At 64.2% G+C, this 18064-nt stretch carries 14 protein-coding genes; 13 read left to right on the forward strand and 1 reads right to left on the reverse strand.

Translation table 11 applies throughout. The features are described from left to right. The first annotated feature begins 1 nt into the window (after position 1). The 7 genes from mhpB to FQ664_RS14140 all read left to right on the forward strand — a co-directional run bounded on the left by mhpB (position 2) and on the right by FQ664_RS14140 (position 7183). Positions 2-946 (forward strand): 3-carboxyethylcatechol 2,3-dioxygenase, encoded by a 945-nt coding sequence (mhpB, locus tag FQ664_RS14110; RefSeq protein ID WP_144172656.1) that lies wholly within the window; start codon positions 2-4, stop codon positions 944-946. A gap of 19 nt (positions 947-965) precedes the next feature. Then, positions 966-1829, forward strand: coding sequence for an alpha/beta fold hydrolase (locus FQ664_RS14115; protein ID WP_144172657.1), 864 nt, complete (start codon positions 966-968; stop codon positions 1827-1829). Between the two features lie 15 nt (positions 1830-1844). Continuing rightward, entirely contained in the window at positions 1845-2639 is a 795-nt protein-coding gene (gene mhpD, locus FQ664_RS14120; RefSeq protein WP_144172658.1) for a 2-keto-4-pentenoate hydratase, read from the forward strand. An 11-nt stretch (positions 2640-2650) separates the two neighbouring features. Further along, complete coding sequence (locus FQ664_RS14125) at positions 2651-3583, forward strand: acetaldehyde dehydrogenase (acetylating) (protein ID WP_144172659.1); 933 nt, start codon at positions 2651-2653, stop codon at positions 3581-3583. Next, positions 3580-4590 carry a 4-hydroxy-2-oxovalerate aldolase gene (gene mhpE / locus FQ664_RS14130; protein ID WP_144172661.1) on the forward strand — a complete coding sequence of 337 codons (1011 nt, stop codon included), beginning with the start codon at positions 3580-3582 and terminating at the stop codon, positions 4588-4590. Before FQ664_RS14125 ends, mhpE begins: the two co-directional genes overlap by 4 nt. 63 nt (positions 4591-4653) lie before the next feature. Continuing rightward, on the forward strand, positions 4654-5829 hold the full coding sequence (mhpT, locus tag FQ664_RS14135; RefSeq protein WP_144172662.1) for a 3-(3-hydroxy-phenyl)propionate transporter MhpT: 1176 nt from the start codon (positions 4654-4656) through the stop codon (positions 5827-5829). Between the two features lie 82 nt (positions 5830-5911). After that, entirely contained in the window at positions 5912-7183 is a 1272-nt protein-coding gene (locus FQ664_RS14140) for an OprD family porin (RefSeq protein WP_144172674.1), read from the forward strand. A gap of 456 nt (positions 7184-7639) precedes the next feature. On the opposite strand, the gene FQ664_RS14150 is transcribed toward FQ664_RS14140, so the two are convergent. After that, complete coding sequence (locus FQ664_RS14150; RefSeq protein WP_144172663.1) at positions 7640-8554, reverse strand: LysR family transcriptional regulator; 915 nt, start codon at positions 8552-8554, stop codon at positions 7640-7642. A gap of 206 nt (positions 8555-8760) precedes the next feature. Here FQ664_RS14150 and FQ664_RS14155 point away from each other — a divergent pair, with 206 nt between their 5' ends. The 6 genes from FQ664_RS14155 to FQ664_RS14185 all read left to right on the forward strand — a co-directional run. Beyond that, entirely contained in the window at positions 8761-9783 is a 1023-nt protein-coding gene (locus FQ664_RS14155; RefSeq protein ID WP_144172664.1) for a zinc-dependent alcohol dehydrogenase family protein, read from the forward strand. Between the two features lie 513 nt (positions 9784-10296). Then, on the forward strand, positions 10297-11670 hold the full coding sequence (locus tag FQ664_RS14165) for a hypothetical protein (protein ID WP_144172666.1): 1374 nt from the start codon (positions 10297-10299) through the stop codon (positions 11668-11670). Next, positions 11670-13025 carry a GntR family transcriptional regulator gene (locus FQ664_RS14170; protein ID WP_144172675.1) on the forward strand — a complete coding sequence of 452 codons (1356 nt, stop codon included), beginning with the start codon at positions 11670-11672 and terminating at the stop codon, positions 13023-13025. The genes FQ664_RS14165 and FQ664_RS14170 overlap by 1 nt, the downstream gene beginning before the upstream one ends. 293 nt (positions 13026-13318) lie before the next feature. Continuing rightward, the gene (locus tag FQ664_RS14175) at positions 13319-14968 is read left to right on the forward strand and encodes a VRR-NUC domain-containing protein (protein ID WP_144172667.1); all 1650 of its coding nucleotides are present in this window, start codon (positions 13319-13321) and stop codon (positions 14966-14968) included. After that, entirely contained in the window at positions 14965-17226 is a 2262-nt protein-coding gene (locus FQ664_RS14180) for an ATP-dependent DNA helicase (protein WP_144172668.1), read from the forward strand. Before FQ664_RS14175 ends, FQ664_RS14180 begins: the two co-directional genes overlap by 4 nt. Positions 17227-17435: 209 nt before the next feature. Continuing rightward, positions 17436-18064, forward strand: a 629-nt coding sequence (locus tag FQ664_RS14185) for a PAAR domain-containing protein (RefSeq protein WP_144172670.1), incomplete at its 3' end; no start/stop codon positions are given.

The raw sequence follows: 18064 nt of genomic DNA on the forward strand, positions 1-18064 counted from the left end.
GATGAGCGCCTACCTGCACTGCCTGTCCCATACCCCGTTGGTGGGCTATGTCGACCCGGCGCAAGCTGTTTTGGCGGAGGTCGACCAGGTGATCGGTGACGCGCGTTCACGCATCGCCGCGTTTGATCCTGAGCTGGTTTTTCTGTTCGCGCCGGACCACTACAACGGGTTCTTCTATGACGTGATGCCGGCGTTCTGTATCGGTATGAGCGCCACCGCCATCGGCGACTTCCAGAGCGCCGCGGGCCCGCTTGATGTGCCCCGCGACCTCGCGGAGGCTTGTGCCAACGCAGTGTTGGACGCGGGAGTGGACGCTGCCGTTTCCTACCGCATGCAGATCGATCACGGCTTCGCCCAACCCCTTGAACTGCTGCTCGGCGGTCTGACCGAGAAGCCTGTGATTCCGGTGTTCATCAATAGTGTGGCAGTGCCGTTGCCCAGTTTTGCCCGCGCCCGCCTGCTCGGCGAGGCCATCGGCCGCTTCGCCCGCAGCACGGGCAAACGCGTGCTGTTTCTGGGCTCCGGCGGGCTGTCGCACCAGCCTCCGGTGCCGGAGCTGGCACATGCCGATGCCCGCATGGCTGACCGTCTGATGGGCAGTGGTCGTGATCTGCCGACCAATGAGCGCCATGCCCGCCAGCAACGCGTGATCAGCGCAGCCGAGGGTTTTGTGCGCGACCAGAACACTCTGCACCCGCTCAACCCCATCTGGGACAACCATTTTCTCGATCTGCTGGAGCAGCGGCGCTTCGCCGAACTCGACGCGCTGGCCAATCCCGAGCTGTCGGCCCTGGCAGGCAAGTCCACCCACGAGATCAAAACCTGGGTGGCGGCCTTTGCCGCGATCACTGCGTTCGGCAACTACCGGGCCAGCGCACGCTATTACCGACCCATTCCCGAATGGATTGCCGGTTTCGGCTCGCTCAGCGCCCATTCCATTACTTGATGAACGGAGGAACCCCCTCATGACCCGCAGCTCCATCAACGAAGCTGATAGCAGCCGATTTGCTTATATCCGGGAAGGCGAACTTGACCTGCAAGTGCACTACAACGACCTTGGTGAAGGTGCCGAGACCGTGGTCATGCTGCATGGCTCCGGTCCGGGTGCCAGTGGCTGGGCCAACTTCAATCGCAACATCGAGCCGCTGTTGGCCGCCGGCTACCGCGTGGTGCTGATGGACTGCCCAGGCTGGAGCAAGAGCGACCCGATCGTCTGCCGTGGCTCGCGCTCGGACCTCAACGCCACCGCACTAAAGGGCCTGCTCGACGTGCTGGGCCTGGAGCGGGTGCATATCCTCGGCAACTCCATGGGCGGCCACAGCGCCGTGGCCTTTACCCTGAGCTATCCCGAACGGGTCGGCAAACTGGTGTTGATGGGCGGTGGCACCGGTGGCGCCAGCCCGTTCGTGCCGATGCCTACCGAGGGCATCAAGCTGATCAACGGCCTGTATCGCGAGCCCACCATCGACAACCTGAAGAAGATGATGAACGTCTTCGTCTACGACCCCAGCGACCTCACCGAGGCGCTGTTCCAGACCCGCCTGGACAACATGCTCAGCCGTCGCGATCACCTCGACAATTTCGTCGCCAGCCTGGCCGCCAATCCCAAGCAATTCCCCGACTTCACTGCCCGTCTGGGCGAAATCAAGGCCAAGACCCTGGTGGTCTGGGGCCGCAACGACCGCTTCGTGCCGATGGACGTCGGCCTGCGCCTGATCGCCGGCATCGCCAATTGCGAATTGCACGTGTTCAACAACTGCGGCCACTGGGCCCAGTGGGAGCACGCCGAGACCTTCAACCGCCTTGTACTGGACTTCCTCCAGCACTGATTTGAGGTACACCCCATGACCATCGATTCGCAAACCCTCGAGCGCTTGGCTACCGACTTGCGCCGTGCCCAGCAGCAGGGTGAGGCCATTGTCCCGCTGCGGGACGTCATCGGCGCGGTAAATGCCGAGGCGGCCTACGCCATCCAGCGCTTGAACGTTGCCCATGCCCTGGCTGACGGGCGTCGCCTGGTCGGCCGCAAGATCGGCCTGACCAACCCCAAGGTGCAGGCACAGCTGGGTGTCGACCAGCCCGACTTCGGCAGCCTGTTCGCCGACATGTGCTACGGGGACAACGAAACCGTGCCTTTTGCGAGCGTGATGCAGCCAAAGATCGAGGCCGAGATCGCCCTGGTACTGGCCCATGACCTGCCCAGTGCCCAGACCACCTTCGCCGATGTGATCGGCGCCACGGCCTATGCCTTGCCGGCACTGGAAATCGTCGGCAGCCGCATCCAGGGCTGGAACATCCGCTTTGCCGACACCGTGGCCGACAACGCCTCCAGCGGCAGCTTCGTGCTCGGCGGCCCGGCCCGCCAACTGCACGACCTCGACCTGCGCGGCGCGGCCATGCGCATGACCCGCAATGGCGAGCTGGTGTCCAGTGGCAGCGGCGCCGAATGCCTCGGCCACCCGCTCAACGCTGCGGTGTGGCTGGCCCGCACCATGGCCCGCCTGGGCGAACCGCTGCGGGCGGGCGACATCATCCTCACCGGTGCCCTCGGGCCGATGGTGACGGTGGCGCCGGGCGACCATTTCGAAGCCGAGATCGACGGCCTGGGCCGCGTCGGCGTGACCTTCAGCGGCGAATGACGGAGAACCCCATGAGCCACAAACGCAAAGTCGCCATCATTGGTTCCGGCAACATCGGCACCGACCTGATGATCAAGATCCTGCGCAACGCCAAGCACCTGGAAATGGCTGCGATGGTCGGCATCGACCCGGCTTCCGACGGCCTGGCCCGCGCGGCCCGCATGGGCGTGGCTACCACCCACGAAGGCGTGGAGGGGCTGACCCGCCTGCCGGTGTTCAAGGACATCGATTTCGTCTTCGACGCCACCAGTGCGGGCGCCCATGTGAAGAACGACGCCTTCCTGCGCCAGCACAAGGCCGATCTGCGCATGATCGACCTGACCCCGGCGGCCATCGGCCCCTACTGTGTGCCCGTGGTCAACCTCGAGCAACACCAGCAGGCGACCAACGTCAACATGGTCACCTGCGGTGGCCAGGCCACCATCCCGATGGTCGCGGCGGTGTCGCGCGTGGCCAAGGTGCACTACGCCGAGATTGTCGCCTCGATCGCCAGCAAGTCCGCCGGCCCCGGCACCCGCGCCAACATCGACGAGTTCACCGAGACCACCAGCAAGGCCATCGAGGTGATCGGCGGCGCGACCAAGGGCAAGGCGATTATTATCATGAACCCCGCAGAGCCGCCGCTGATGATGCGCGACACGGTGTACGTGCTGAGCGAGGCCGCCGATCAGCAGCGGATCGCGGCGAGCATTGAGGAAATGGCCGCTGCGGTTCAGGCCTACGTGCCGGGCTACCGGCTCAAGCAGCAAGTGCAGTTTGAAGAAGTGCGCGACCTCAAGCTGCCGGGGCAGGGGACCTTCACCGGCCTCAAGACCTCCGTGTTCCTCGAAGTCGAAGGCGCGGCCCATTACCTGCCGGCCTACGCCGGCAATCTCGACATCATGACCTCCGCCGCGCTGGCCACCGCCGAGCGCATGGCGCAAGCAATGGGGGCCTTGGCATGAACGGCAAGAAACTCTACATCTCCGATGTGACCCTGCGCGATGGCATGCACGCCATCCGCCACCAGTATTCGCTCGATGACGTGCGTGCCATTGCCACCGCCCTGGACCGGGCCAAGGTCGACTCCATCGAAGTCGCCCACGGCGATGGCCTGCAGGGTTCGAGCTTCAACTACGGCTTCGGTGCCCACACCGACCTCGAATGGATAGAAGCAGCCGCCGACTCGGTCAGCCACGCCAAGATCGCCACGCTGCTGCTGCCAGGGATCGGCACCATCCACGACCTCAAGAACGCCTACGACGCCGGTGCTCGCATCGTGCGCGTGGCCACCCATTGCACCGAAGCGGATGTTTCGCGCCAGCACATCGAGTATGCCCGCGAGCTGGGCATGGACACCGTGGGCTTCCTGATGATGAGCCACATGCAAACGCCTGAAGGACTGGCGCAGCAGGCCAAGCTGATGGAGGGCTACGGCGCCACCTGCATCTACGTGGTGGACTCGGGCGGGGCGATGAACATGGATGACATCCGTGCGCGCTTCCGTGCGGTGAAGGCCGTGCTCGACCCGGCGACCGCGACCGGTATCCATGCCCACCACAACCTCAGCCTGGGCGTGGCCAACTCCATCGCCGCGGTGGAGGAGGGCTGCGACCGCATCGACGCCAGCCTCGCCGGCATGGGCGCCGGTGCCGGCAACGCGCCGTTGGAGGTGTTCATTGCCGCTGCCGACAAGCTCGGCTGGAACCACGGCACCGACCTGTACGCGCTGATGGACGCCGCCGACGACCTGGTGCGTCCGCTGCAGGATCGACCGGTGCGGGTAGACCGGGAAACCCTGGCGCTGGGTTATGCCGGTGTCTATTCGAGCTTCCTGCGTCATGCCGAGGTCGCGGCTGCCCGCTACGGCATCAAGGCGGTGGACATTCTCGTCGAGCTGGGCAAGCGGCGTATGGTGGGTGGTCAGGAAGACATGATCGTGGACGTGGCGCTGGACCTGCTCAAACGCTGATGACCCTACCGGGGGCCTGGTGCCCCCAACCCAACCCAACACAAAAACAACATGGGTGAATTCATGACTTCTGCCAACAACCCGCCTCGCGTGGCCGTCACCATCGGCCTGTGTTTCCTCGTCGCTCTGCTCGAAGGGCTCGATCTGCAGGCCGCGGGCATCGCCGCGCCTGGCATGGCCAATGCCTTCGGCTTGGACAAACTGCAAATGGGCTGGGTCTTCAGTGCCGGTATTCTCGGTTTGTTGCCCGGCGCACTGGTCGGCGGCTGGCTGGCTGACCGTTTCGGCCGCAAGCGCATCCTCATCGGCTCGGTCGCATTGTTCGGTCTGTTCTCCCTGGCCACGGCACACGCCTGGAGCCTGCCGAGTCTGCTGCTGGCGCGGCTGCTCACCGGCGTCGGGCTGGGCGCCGCATTGCCCAACCTGATCGCCCTGACCAGCGAAGCTGCCGGCGTTCGCCTGCGCGGCAGCGCCGTCAGCTTGATGTACTGCGGCGTGCCACTCGGTGCGGCACTGGCTGCCGGTATCGGCATCGCCGGCTACAGCGGCGAATGGCAGCGGGTGTTCCATGTCGGCGGCGCCGGGCCGTTGCTGATCCTGCCGTTGCTGGCGCTGTTCCTGCCTGAGTCGGGCCAGTTCCGTAGCACCGCCGAGGACGCGCCGAGCCTGCGCCGCGAGCTGTTTGGCCAAAGTGCCACCTGGCTACTGTGGCTGAGCTACTTCTTCACCCTGATGGTGGTGTACATCCTGATCAACTGGCTGCCGAGCCTGCTGGTCGGGCAGGGCTTCAGCAGCCATGACGCCAGCTGGGTGATGTTCGCCCTGCAGATCGGCGCGGCCATCGGCACGCTTATCCTCGGCCAGGTGCTCGAGCGCCTGCCGGCCTGGGTAACCGCCGCCCTGGTGTACGTCGGCTTGCTCGCCGCCCTGGCGGGCCTGGGGCTGGCCAGCGCGCTGGCGACGATGCTCGTCGCCGGTTTCTTCGCCGGCTTCTTCGCCACCGGCGGGCAGGGCGTGCTGTATGCCCTGGCGCCGCACTTCTACCCGGTCCGCGTGCGCGCCACCGGCGTAGGCGCAGCGGTGGCGGTCGGGCGCCTGGGGGCCATGAGCGGCCCGCTGGTGGCCGGGCAGATGCTCGCCCTCGGGGCTGGTTCGGCCGGGGTGCTGATGGCTTCGGCACCGGGGGTGGTAATCGCCGCCCTGGCGCTGTTCCGCCTGATCGGTCGTCGCCCGGACTGACCCCGCCTGCCGTTCAACCTTGCTTGCTCCCCTGCTGCTCACGTGGCAGGGCACCCTACAACTACAAGAACGTGACGTGACCATGCACAAGGCCCCAACAACCTGCCTGGCCCTGGCCATCGGCCTGCTCTGCGCCAACTCCTCCCACGCCGCTGGCTTCATCGACGACAGCCATGCCGAGTTGGTGCTGCGCAACTACTACTTCGACCGCAACTATGTGGGCCCGACCCCGCAAGCGGCTGCCCGCGAATGGGCCCAGGGTTTCATTCTCAACGTAAGCTCCGGTTTCACCGAGGGGCCAGTGGGTTTCGGCCTGGACGCCAAGGGCATGCTCGGGGTCAAGCTCGATTCCTCGCCTGACCGCGCCGGCACCGGCCTGTTGCCCTACGATCCGGTCACCCGCGAACCTGCCGATAACTATTCCGAACTGGGCCTGACCGGCAAGATGCGCATCTCGCACACCGAGCTGCAAGGCGGCACCATCAGCACCCTCCTGCCTATCGCCTTCGCAAGCCCGACCCGGCTGCTGCCGCAGACCTTCCGCGGCGCCTACCTGCGTTCCAGCGACATCGACCGCCTGAGTCTGCATGCCGGCTGGCTCGACCGTATCAACCTGCGCGATTCCACTGACTACCAGAAGATGAGTGTCGCCGCCCCGAATGGCCGCTTCAACGGCGCGGCCACCTCCGATCGCTTCACCTTCCTCGGCGGCGACTACGCCTGGTCCGACACCTCGACCCTGCGCTACTACCACGCAGAGCTGGACCAATTGTATCGCAAGGACTACTTCGGTTTGGTCGACGACCGCCTGCTCGGCGGGGGCCGCCTGAAGAGTGATTTCCGCCTGTTCGTCGCCGGCGAGAACGGCGCCGCCAAGGCCGGCCCGGTCGACAACCGCAACATCGCGCTGATGCTCACCTACGCCTGGGCCAGCCACAGCCTGGGCGTCGGTTACATGCAGCTTGATGGCGACACCGCGATGCCCTATCTGTACGGCACCGAACCGCTGGTGATCACAGAGGGCACGCTCAGCTCCGAGTTCATCAACCCCAAGGAGCGCAGCTGGCAGGTCAAGTTCGATCAGGACTTTGCCCCGTTCGGCCTGCCTGGGCTCAAGGGCATGCTGCGTTACGTGCGCGGCGACAACATCGAGCTTGCTCGCTTCGGTCCCGGTGGTCTAAGCGAGAGCGAGAAGGATGTCGAGCTGTCGTATGCCGTGCAGCAGGGGATGTTCAAGGGCGTGGCACTGCGTCTGCGCCACGCTTGGTATCGCAACGACTTCCTACCCGGCGCTTCGCACCGGGACGACAACGAGTTGCGGATCAACGTGGATTACACGGTCAAGCTTTGGTAGGTGCCCGTCGGGCGTCCTGGGTAAGGACGCCTTCGCCAGCTGGCGCCGGTCGAAGACTGGGGTGCGCAACAAAGCCTTATCCGTCCGCATATGCCTGGCGCGTACACGTTTTCTTTGCCGTGTAAGCGGTACTTCATCCACCAGTAGGTGGAGGCCGGTTTGTGCGACTTGAGCGAGGTCTGGATCTGCAAGTACAGGCCGGGGACTTCGCCGTCGGCGTACTTGCCGGGTTCGGTCACGCTGCGCAGGAAGGCATCGCTGAGTTTTCGCCGGAAAGCCGGTGCGGGATGGGTTGGCATAATCTGGGGGTATCGTTTTGCAGAAAAATGAAAAGTACCCCAAACGATACCCCCCCAGGTACGTTGGAAATGAGTGGAATACGGTGGATGGTAACGGACCGAAAGTTCTCCTATATAGCTGAATTTAATGGGTTTATTGGAATTTAGTGGAAGTCGCTCACAGGCTATCCGGATCGCCAAAGAACATCTGTATCCGCGACCGCAACCAGCGCTCTGCCGGGTCATTGTCCTGCGCCCCGCGCCAGGCCATGTGCAACTCGAAACTGCGCACCTCCAACGGTAGATCCTCGGCCCGCAACCCACCCGCCGCGGTCAGCGCGTCTGCCGTGTAGTCCGGCACCGTGGCGACAATGTCGGTGCCCGCCAGCAAGCTCCCCAGCCCGTTGAACTGCGGTACCGCCAGCACCACATGGCGTTTGCGGCCAATCTCCTCCAGGGCCTCGTCGATGAACCCTGACAGGTCGCCGGCAAACGATACCAGCGCATGCGGGCGCGCGCAGAAGTCGTCCAGGGTGATGGTGCCGGGCACGCTGTCGGCTCGCAGCAGTTTCGGCATGCTGCGGCGCAGCACCTTGCGCTTGGCGTTGGCTGGTAGTTCGCTGGTGTAGCTGACCCCCACCGAGATCTCGCCCGAGGTCAGCAGCGTCGGCATCAGCAGGTAATTGACCCGGCGCACCACCAGCACGATACCAGGCGCTTCGGCGCGGATGCGCTTGAGCAACTGCGGCAGCAGGGCGAATTCGGCATCGTCCGACAGACCGATACGGAACACCGCATTGCTGGTGGCCGGGTCGAATTCGGCGGCGCGGCTGACGGCGGTGGAAATCGAGTCCAGCGCCGGGGACAGCAGGGCGAAGATTTCATGGGCCCGGGCCGAGGGCTCCATGCTGCGGCCGGTGCGCACGAACAGCGGGTCGTCGAACAGGTTGCGCAGGCGCGACAGGGCCGCGCTGATGGCGGGCTGGCCGAGGAACAGTTTTTCCGCGGCGCGGGTCACGCTGCGCTCGTGCATCAGGGTTTCGAACACGATCAGCAGGTTGAGGTCTACGCGACGCAGGTCGTTTCGATTCATCGGTGCGCTTCGCCTAAAGTGGGGCAGAGGTGAATCTTAAGGCCAAAGGCTGGTACCCTGCACGGGTTTAGAGGGACCAATCGCATGGAAAGTCAGGTGCCCAATCGATGACAGGCATGTCGACTATTAATGACCACTGATGGTCTAACCGGCAAAGCCCGGATAAAGTCCGTGGTAATTAGAGGTTCACAAAGGCGAGGTATGCGATGTCCCGCATGATCCGTTTCCACAAGTTCGGCGCTGCCGATGTGCTCCGTTGCGAGGAGCAGGCCGAACAGTCACCCGCAGCCGACGAGGTACAGATCCGCGTCGAGGCGGTTGGCGTCAGCTGGTATGACGTGCTCTGGCGCCAGAACCTGGCACCGTCCCAGGCACGCCTGCCGGCGGGGATCGGCCACGAGATGGCCGGGGTGGTGACCGCGGTCGGCGAAGGGGTCGAGGATATTGCAGTGGGCGACCGGGTTGCCAGCTTCCCGGCCACCAGTGCCAACGACCACCCCGTGTATGGCGATGTCATCGTGCTGCCGCGTACGGCCATTACCCGCTATCCGGATGTGCTCACCCCGATCGAGGCCAGCGTGCACTACACGCCGCTGCTGATCGCCTATTTCGCCTATGTCGACCTGGCCCGGGCCAAAGCCGGGCAGACCGCGCTGGTCACCGATGCCAGCCACTGCGCGGGCCCGGCCTTCGTGCAACTGGGCAAGGCCCTGGGGCTGACGGTGTTCGCCGCCACCAAGGAGGTGGAACAGCGTGAGTACCTGCTGGGCCTGGGCGCCGACAAGGTGATTGTCACCGAAGAGCAGGACTTGCTGCTGCAGATTGGCAAGTACACCGATGGCCGTGGCGTGGACATGGTCCTCGATGGCATGGGCGGGCCGCAGATGTCGCTGCTGGGTGATGTCCTGGCACCGCGTGGCAGCCTGGTGCTGTATGGCCTGCAAGGCGGCAATCAGACGCCGTTCCCGGCCTGCGCGGCGTTCCAGAAGAACATCCAGTTCCATGTGCATTGCATCGGCAACTTCACCGGCAAGCCGGAACTGGGCATCAGTCAGGACCAGGTGGCTCTGCAGCGCGCCCTGCGCGATATCAACCAGTTCACCGCCGACCAGTTGCTGACACCGCAGATCATCAAGGTGTACCCGTTCGAGCAGGTGGTAGAGGCGCATCGCTACATGGATCAATGCCCGTGTGGCGGGCGTGTGGTGCTGGACATGGCGCAACACTGACGGCTGTTTGCATTATTGGGAAACCCGGGCACAGTCCCGGGTTTTTTGTGCCCGGTACAGAATTATTGATGTATTTAAAAGAAAGTTCCTACAATAAAGAACGAGGCGGACTACATTTAAAACGATTACTTCGTGGCTCGTGGAAATATTTCGCCAAGTTTTTTGGCTTGAACTGTTTTTGCCTGGTGGTCAATGTGTTTTCTCACTTCGGCTGAATGGTTTTTTTACCCTGATCTGTATCTTCTATTCGCCTTGTATCCCTCGATAATGGCTCAATGATGGTTTGCGCAAGGAGCGTGAAATGAGCATGGCTATGCCCGAGCCAGGGCGGCATATGGCAGCGGCGGGGCGTCGCAGCGAGGCGTTTTTCTCGATGGCATGGCGACAGTGACTGGTTACGTCATTACTTCCATTTAGTTGTAGGGAATTTCTTCTGGCCAAGCTCAGGGTATGTTGATGTTCAGGTCTTCTGTTCAACGTGCGCTGGCTGCATGAAGTTGACGAGGTGATTTCGTGACTGCTATTCACGACCAGGCAATGCACTATATCTACCAGCAAGTACTCGAGCGTTTGCTCAGTCATATGTCACAAGCGCAGCGGGCTTCCTTGCAGTTGCTGATACAACGGCTGCTGGTTGCTGCAGGCGGGCCCGAATACATCGGCACCTTCCGCTTGCTGGTGCTGCAAGGCAACGATCGCCGCAGCGCGCGGCTGCTGGCCATGCTCCGTGCCGCGCAATTGAGTATCGCCCTGCGTGCACCGGTAACCTTCCAGTTGCGGGTGCTGGTGGTCAGCCTGCCCGTGGCCGGCAGCGCTACGCTCGAAGGCCATGAGCGCAGCTTCAGTGCGCTGTTCATGCAGGATGACCCGCGGGTGCAACTACAGATGGTCGAGGGGCGTGAAGTGATACCGTTCAGCCGGCACCCCTCTGCCTCGACCGAGCGCTGGCTGTCGGCGAAGGACGCCATGCTGATGTTCGGTCACCTGGTCGATGCCAGGCCCGAAGCACTGCTAGGTAGCCGCCTGCACCTGGAATTGGCGGGTGCCATGGGGTTTGCGCTGCAGGCACAGGCACCAGCGGATGTATTGATCACCGCCATCCCCGCGTGCCAGCGCCGCCAGTACCTGGCCTGGGCCCGGCGCAGCCTGCGCCTGGCAGGGGAGCGTGGTCCGCATATGGTGCATCAATGCCTGGCGGCGCTGGCCCATGGGCTGAGTCGACTGAACAGCAGCGTCGGGGTAGCGCTGGGGGCCGTGGCGGGGCCGACATCGGCGGCTGCGCCGGTGCGGGTAATTGCCATTGATGACCTGCTGCCGCCGTTGCTCGAAGAGCAGCAACTCGACCTCATGCTCGGTTGTTGCTTCGAGGCTGCCCAGGATGCCTGGCCATTGGCCGCATTCGTCGAGCCGTTGGCCCTGGCGCAGTTGCAAGAACTGCGCGCACGCAGTCTCGAGCCGCAGGCCAGTCGCCCGGCATTGCGGCTGGCTGGCCAGCCGGAAGGCATCAAGCGGCGTGATGTGCATCAACTGCAGCTCGGCAAGGCCTACGGCATCAACCAGATCCAACAGGTGTGTCTGCTGTTCAGCCCGTTCGCCAGGCAGGGGAAGAACCTCGAGCGTTTTCTGCAATGCCGGCATGCCGACATGCTGGTGGCGCTACCTTACCTGCATCGGGCCTTGCAGGGTAAACCCTGCCCGGATGCGGTGAAAAACTGGCTGGTGAACACCAGTGGCCTGCCGCTGGGGCAACTGCGGATGATCTATGACGGGCGTCTGCCGCTGGCCGCCTGGCGCCTGATGAGCCACCTGGCCCGCCGCGATGTACAGCTGAGGTTGCTGCCGCGACGGGCGTCGGGTCGGCGGCGTGGTCAGGCGGGGCTGCCTTGATGGAGCAATCGGGCCCCGGTGATTTCGCCTATCGCAAGGTCTATCGCTACCTGGAAGCCTTGATCGACCAGGCGCCGGGCGGTGGCCCATGCCGTTTACCGTCGCTGCGCGTGTTGGCCCGGCGGCTGCGGGTATCATTGGCCACCGTGCAGAGTGCCTACAGCCTGTTGGAGGAAGAGGGCCGCGTGCAGTGCCTGCCGAGGTCGGGCTATTACGTACAGGGCGCTGGCAAAGGGGAAGCTGCGGCCATGCCCCGGCAGCCACCCTTGCCGGCACAGCCGATGCTGGAGCGGGCCCTGTTCACCCATGAGCGGCGTCTGGCACGTCAACGCATGCACAGTGTTGCCCCTTGGGAAATGCCCGGCAACGCCCGCCTGCGCAATGCCATCGCCGAGCGCTATACCCGCTCCTCCAACCAGTACTGGTGTGCCGAGGACGTTCAGCTGGCCCCTGATGTGCAGGCGTTGCTGGAGACGTTGCTGACGGCGCTGGCCCTGCAAGGGGGGGCCGTGCTGGTGCAATCGCCCTGTTGCTGGCAGGTGTTGCACGCGTTGGCACGTGTCGGCATGCGTGTTCTGGAGGTGCCGCTGGATACCCGCGGCAACCCGGATATGCGGGCCCTGGCCCGCTTGCTGGGTAGCGAGCCGGTGTGCATGCTGGTCATGCCGTCGTGCCTTGGCATGCCACAGGGGCGGCTGGTTTCACTGCACTACCAACAGCAGCTTGGCCAGCTGCTTGGCCAGCACCCGGTATGGTTGCTGGAAAACGACCTGGACAGTGAACACTGTTACAGCGGACCGCCGAGTACGCGCCTGCGCGATTGGGTCGACCCCCGCTGGTTATTGGTGATGGGGGCGTTCGATGCCGCGGTGGGGGGCGAGGCACCCTATGCCTACTTGCTGGGCCATGATGCCGTACTGGCCAGGGCGTTCGCTGAACGTGCATTTCGGCTTGCACCGCTGCGCCTGCAAGCGCTGGCGCACATGCTGGGCAAAGGCGAGATCGAGGTGCAACTGGTGCGGCTGCGCACGGACCTGCAAAAGCGTATGCAATGCCTGGCGCGTGCGCTGCAGCGGCAGTTCGGCCAGCGGGTGGCGCTGGAAATGCCGGAGGGTGGGCGGACACTGTGGGTGCGCTTTCGCCAGCCGCTGCCGTGGGAGGGTATTGCTGAAGCGCTGGCTGGGTCAGCACTGCATGCACTGCCGGGCGAGCAGTTCAGCCTGCAGGGGCGCTACCAGCAGTACCTGGCGTTGGTGTGGCTGGGTGATCACCCGGGTGAACTGCAACAGGCGGTAGAGCGCCTGGCCCAAGCGTTGGAACTGCGCTGCGGCCGGCCCGTCGGGGTTACACCTTGAACTGCCGGGGTTGTGTGGCAATCCGTCGCTCGTCCCCTGTGGAGCGGCTTTAGCCGCGAACAATCCAACGCAGTGCATGGCACCGGCTGCGCCGGTGTTCGCGGCTAACGCCGCTCCCACAGGGTCCCTGCTAATTCAATGAGCTATGTGCAGTTCTGTGGGCCTGGCGTCGCGATCGTGCGGCAAAGCAGCCCCCGAGCCGATCGTTGATCGTGGCACGACCCACGGCACTTGCCAGGTATACTGGTCTGTATGTATAACCAGTGTTTATTCCAGCCGCCTGACCCCATCCCGTGATTGCCCATTCCGTCGACGACCCGTTCTACTACCTGCACAATTTCCGTCAGGTGCTGCTGTGGGTCGAGCAACGCTACGAGGACCTGCTCGATGATCAGGAACTCGCGTTCATCCGCACCTTCAGCCAACTGGACGTCCCGGCACAGGCCCTGATGGTGCGCATGGTCATGCGCAAAGGCGAGCTGTTTCGCAGCGATCGCCTCGACTATGCAGAAATCGGCGATACCGGGCGGGCCCTGCAGCCGTTGCTGGCCCTCGGCTGGGTGCGGGAACCCGTGCAACTGGCGCTGGAGCAACTGTTCGCCTTGCTGCGCAAGGACGAACTTGCCCGCTGTTTTGCCCCGCACCTGAGCCGGCCTCGCGCCGCCAAGCATGACCTGTTTGCACAACTGAAGCCGTTGGGCCTGCAAGCCCGGTCATTGGCCGAGTGGTTCCCGGACAGCGGCATGCGCATCCTCCAGTGGTGCCTGCAACCCCTGTGCGATCGCATGCGCCTGCTGTTTTTCGGCAACCTGTACCAGGACTGGTCGGACTTCGTCCTCGCCGACCTCGGCTTGTTGCGCTACGAACAGGTGCCGTTCAGCGCCGATTCGCGTGCCCTGCAGCAACGCGCCGAGGTCGACCTGGCCATGGCCTTGCACCAATGCGCCGAGCGCCTGGAGCAGGGCGACGACCCACTGTCGATCCTGGCTGCCATGCAGGGCCTGCGCAGCGACAACCCGTGGCTGGCGCGGCGCCATGCGCGCCTGCAATTCGCCCTGGGCCAGCAATGCGAACGCCTGGGCGACTGGGCGCAGGCCATGGCGGTCTACACGCAGTGCAGCCATGCCCAGGCGCGCATCCGTCAGGTGCGGGTGCTGGAGCGCAGCGAGCAGTGGCCCCAGGCCCATGCGCTGGCGCTGCAACTGGCGGCGGCACCGGCCAACGCCCTGGAAGTGCAAGCGCTGGAACGCATGTTGCCACGCCTGGCCCGCAAGCTTGGTGGTCCGCCACAGCGGCGCCAGCGTGTCGCACCCCTGGAGTTGATCGAACTGGAGTTGCCCCGGGAGCAGGCAGCGCTGGGCGTGGAGGAGGCGGTCCGCCAGCATCTGGCCGAAGCCGATGGGCCAGTGCATTACGTGGAGAACACGCTGTTCAACAGCCTGTTCGGCTTGCTGTGCTGGGAGGCGATCTTCGCCCCGGTACCTGGCGCGTTCTTCAACCCGTTCCAGGCCGCCCCGCAGGACCTGCACGACAGCGACTTCCAGCAACGCCGCAGTGCGCTGTTCGAACGTTGCCTGGGGCGGCTCGACGATGGCAGCCATCACCGGGCGATTGTTGACTGCTACGCCGCCAAGCAAGGCCTGCAATCGCCGTTCGTGTTCTGGTCCATGCTCAGTGAAGAATTGCTTGAGCAAGCCTTGGCCTGCCTGCCGGCGGCCCATTTGAAACAGTGCTTCCTGCGCCTGTTGCAGGACATCCGCAACAACCGCGCTGGCATGCCCGACCTGATCCAGTTCTGGCCCGAACAGGGCCGCTACCGCATGGTCGAGGTCAAGGGCCCCGGCGACCGCCTGCAGGACAACCAGCTGCGCTGGCTGGAGTTCTGCCGGGCCCACGACCTGCCCGTCGCAGTGTGCCATGTGCGCTGGAGCGAAACGCCGTGAGCTACAGCGTAGCGGTACGTGCCTTGTGCGAGTTCAGCGCCAAGGTCGGCGACCTGGACCTGCGCTTTACCCCATCACCCACCGCCCAGGAGGGGATCGAGGGGCATCGGCGGGTGGTGGCACGACGCGCTGCAGGCTATGAGTCGGAAATTACCCTCGAAGGCCAATTCGCAACCCTGACGGTGCGTGGCCGCGCCGATGGTTATGACCCCGCCTGCAACCGCCTGGAAGAGATCAAGACCTACCGTGGCGACCTGTCGCGCCAGCCGGCCAACCATCGCCAGCTGCACTGGGCACAGGCGAAGGTCTATGGCTGGTTGATGTGCCAGGCACGGCAACTACCGGCCATCGAGGTGGCGCTGGTGTACCTGGACGTGGACAACGATCGCCAGACGCTGATCAGTGAACACTGCACGGCTGCCGAACTGCAGGTCTTCTTCGCAACCCAGTGCCAACGCTTTCTGGCTTGGGCACAAGGGCAGGAGCAGCGCCTGGCCGAGCGTAACCGGGGCCTGCAAGCGCTGGGCTTCCCCTATCCGGCGTTCCGCCAAGGCCAGCGACAACTGGCGGAAACCCTGTACAAGGCGGTGAGTACCGGCCGTTGCCTGATGGCCCAGGCCAGCACCGGAATTGGTAAAACCCTCGGTACCTTGTTCCCCCTGCTCAAGGCCATGGTGCCGCAGCAGCTGGACAAGCTGTTCTTTCTCACGGCCAAGACCCCGGGCCGGGCCCTGGCACTCGATGCCATGCACCAGATCACCAGCGCCACGCCGCAGCCGGCCTTGCGCACGCTGGAGCTGATCGCCCGCGACAAAGCCTGCGAGCACCCCGACAAGGCCTGCCATGGCGAATCCTGCCCCTTGGCCGCAGGCTTTTACGACCGCCTGCCGGCGGCGCGAGAGGCGGCGGCAGCGTTGCCCTTGCTCGACCGCGCCCAGCTGCGCGACGTGGCCCTGGCGCACCAGGTGTGCCCGTATTACCTGGGCCAGGAGATGGCGCGCTGGGTAGACGTGCTGGTGGCGGATTACAACTACTACTTCGATGGCCATGCCTTGCTGTTCGGCCTGACCCAGGCCAATCAGTGGCGGGTCGCGGTGCTGGTGGACGAGGCGCACAACCTGGTCGAGCGCGGGCGCGGCATGTACAGCGCCAGCCTCGACCAGGGCCAGTTGCAGGCCCTGCGCCAGAGCAAACCGCACGGGCTGGTCAGTGCGCTGGACCGGCTGAACCGCCAATGGAATGCCCTTTACAAGGAACAGCGTGCGCCGTACCAGGCCAGCGAGTCGCTGCCAGACGCTTTGCTGCGCGCCCTGCAGCAATGCATCGGGCTGATCCAGGAGCAGATGAACCAGACGCCTGCGCAAATGGACCCGCAGGTGCTGCAGTTCTTCTACCAGGCGTTGCAGTTCTGCCGGGTTGCCGAGCTGTTCGACGAGCACTTCCTGTTCGACATCAGCCAGCGCCAGGGCCCGCGCAAGCAGCGGCTGGCCACCTTGTGCCTGCGCAATGTCACCCCGGCGCGGCTGTTGGGGCCGCGCATGCAGGCGGCGCGCAGTGTGACGCTGTTTTCCGCCACCCTCAGCCCACGGCATTTCTACCGCGACCTGCTGGGCATGCCGGCCGATACCGCCTGGCTGGAAGTGGCGGCGCCGTTCCGCGCCGAACAACTGGAAGTGCGCATCGCCAGCCAGGTATCCACCCGCTACCAGCAACGCCAGGCTTCGCTGGCGCCGATCGTCGAGCTGATTGCCCGGCAATACGAGCGCATGCCGGGTAACTACCTGGCATTCTTCAGCAGTTTCGAGTACTTGCAACAGGTGGCCGGGCTGCTGGCCGAGCAGCATGCGCGGATACCCATGTGGATCCAGGAACCGGGCATGGACGAAGCGGCCCGCCAGGGCTTTCTCGACCGTTTTGTAGCGGATGGCCGTGGGGTGGGCTTTGCGGTGCTGGGTGGTGCATTCGGGGAGGGGGTGGACTTGCCGGGCACGCGGCTGATCGGTGCGTTTGTCGCCACCCTCGGGCTGCCCCAGGTCAACCCGGTCAACGAGCAGTTCAAGCAGCGGCTGGGGCGGGAGTTTGGCGCGGGTTTCGATTACGCCTATCTCTACCCGGGCGTGCGCAAGGTCATCCAGGCGGCAGGCCGGGTGATCCGTGGCGACCAGGACCGGGGTGTGCTGGTGCTGATTGATGAGCGCTTCGCCGAACCCCGGGTACAGCAGATGTTCCCGGGGTGGTGGCCGACGGCTACTGTGTAGGGGTCTTTGCTTCTGTGATCAGTAGTAACCAGATGAATGGAGTTTGCAGTGTAGGAAAACCATTCGAGGAACTAAGAAAAATCTCCTGATAACCGCTGAAACGTGAATTCAGCAACTTTGTAAGAAACATCTGAATTTCGACTCCAGCCACTTGAGTCTCCCTTGCTGATGTTAGGTTTTCAACCTCAACCATGTACAGGGAGTTGCATATGCGTACCAGTCTGGAGGGAAAAGGTCAGGCAGTAGATAGCGATGTCACCACTACGGGGGCTGTCTGCATTGCGACGGACGCCGGGTATCTTGACGAGGGCCGAATGGTGCTGCGCGAAGGTGATCGCACCACGCCATGCCCTCTCTGCGGGCAGGAGGGGATGGTCGCTGAAGGGGTGGACCACTTCATTTCCGATGGCCGCCGGGTGGCCATGGACGGTGCGCTGGTAGTCTGTGGCTGTCCACCGGGCAGCAATCGGGTGGTCGCACCGTTGGGTGAAGCATTTCCGCCCTTGCGTTCAATTTCAGGGCGTAGCAACACCCACTTTGCCGAGCCCTCAACCGCTGTCTACCTCGAACGCTTCTCTCAACCTGTAGTAAGTGCGTTGCCCGGTACCCTGGAGCCTGGCTTTTACGTGGTACCCCGGCGCATGTCGTTCGCACAGGTGCTACTGCAATTGGCCGAGCACGATGCCACGTTGCCAATCTCCCGGCTGCAGCGGCTTAACCCGACGTTTGAGCAAGGCTTCAAGGCAGGGGAAATCTTCGTAATCGGTGACCCTGACAAGGGTGATGCCTGCACCCGCGAGGAAGGCCAGTTGATGGCTGCGGCGCAGCACGCACGCCG

Origin of the sequence: Pseudomonas persica, assembly GCF_900291015.1 — a bacterium.
Classification (GTDB): Bacteria; Pseudomonadota; Gammaproteobacteria; order Pseudomonadales; family Pseudomonadaceae; genus Aquipseudomonas.

Bases quoted from the DNA above. Each gene is read 5' to 3' on its own strand.
- FQ664_RS14150 (WP_144172663.1), bottom strand. From the start codon at position 8,554: ATGAATCGAAACGACCTGCGTCGCGTAGACCTCAACCTGCTGATCGTG.
- FQ664_RS14140 (WP_144172674.1), top strand. From the start codon at position 5,912: ATGCACAAGGCCCCAACAACCTGCCTGGCCCTGGCCATCGGCCTGCTC.
- mhpB (WP_144172656.1), top strand. From the start codon at position 2: ATGAGCGCCTACCTGCACTGCCTGTCCCATACCCCGTTGGTGGGCTAT.
- FQ664_RS14115 (WP_144172657.1), top strand. From the start codon at position 966: ATGACCCGCAGCTCCATCAACGAAGCTGATAGCAGCCGATTTGCTTAT.
- mhpE (WP_144172661.1), top strand. From the start codon at position 3,580: ATGAACGGCAAGAAACTCTACATCTCCGATGTGACCCTGCGCGATGGC.
- FQ664_RS14155 (WP_144172664.1), top strand. From the start codon at position 8,761: ATGTCCCGCATGATCCGTTTCCACAAGTTCGGCGCTGCCGATGTGCTC.
- FQ664_RS14125 (WP_144172659.1), top strand. From the start codon at position 2,651: ATGAGCCACAAACGCAAAGTCGCCATCATTGGTTCCGGCAACATCGGC.
- mhpD (WP_144172658.1), top strand. From the start codon at position 1,845: ATGACCATCGATTCGCAAACCCTCGAGCGCTTGGCTACCGACTTGCGC.
- mhpT (WP_144172662.1), top strand. From the start codon at position 4,654: ATGACTTCTGCCAACAACCCGCCTCGCGTGGCCGTCACCATCGGCCTG.
- FQ664_RS14170 (WP_144172675.1), top strand. From the start codon at position 11,670: ATGGAGCAATCGGGCCCCGGTGATTTCGCCTATCGCAAGGTCTATCGC.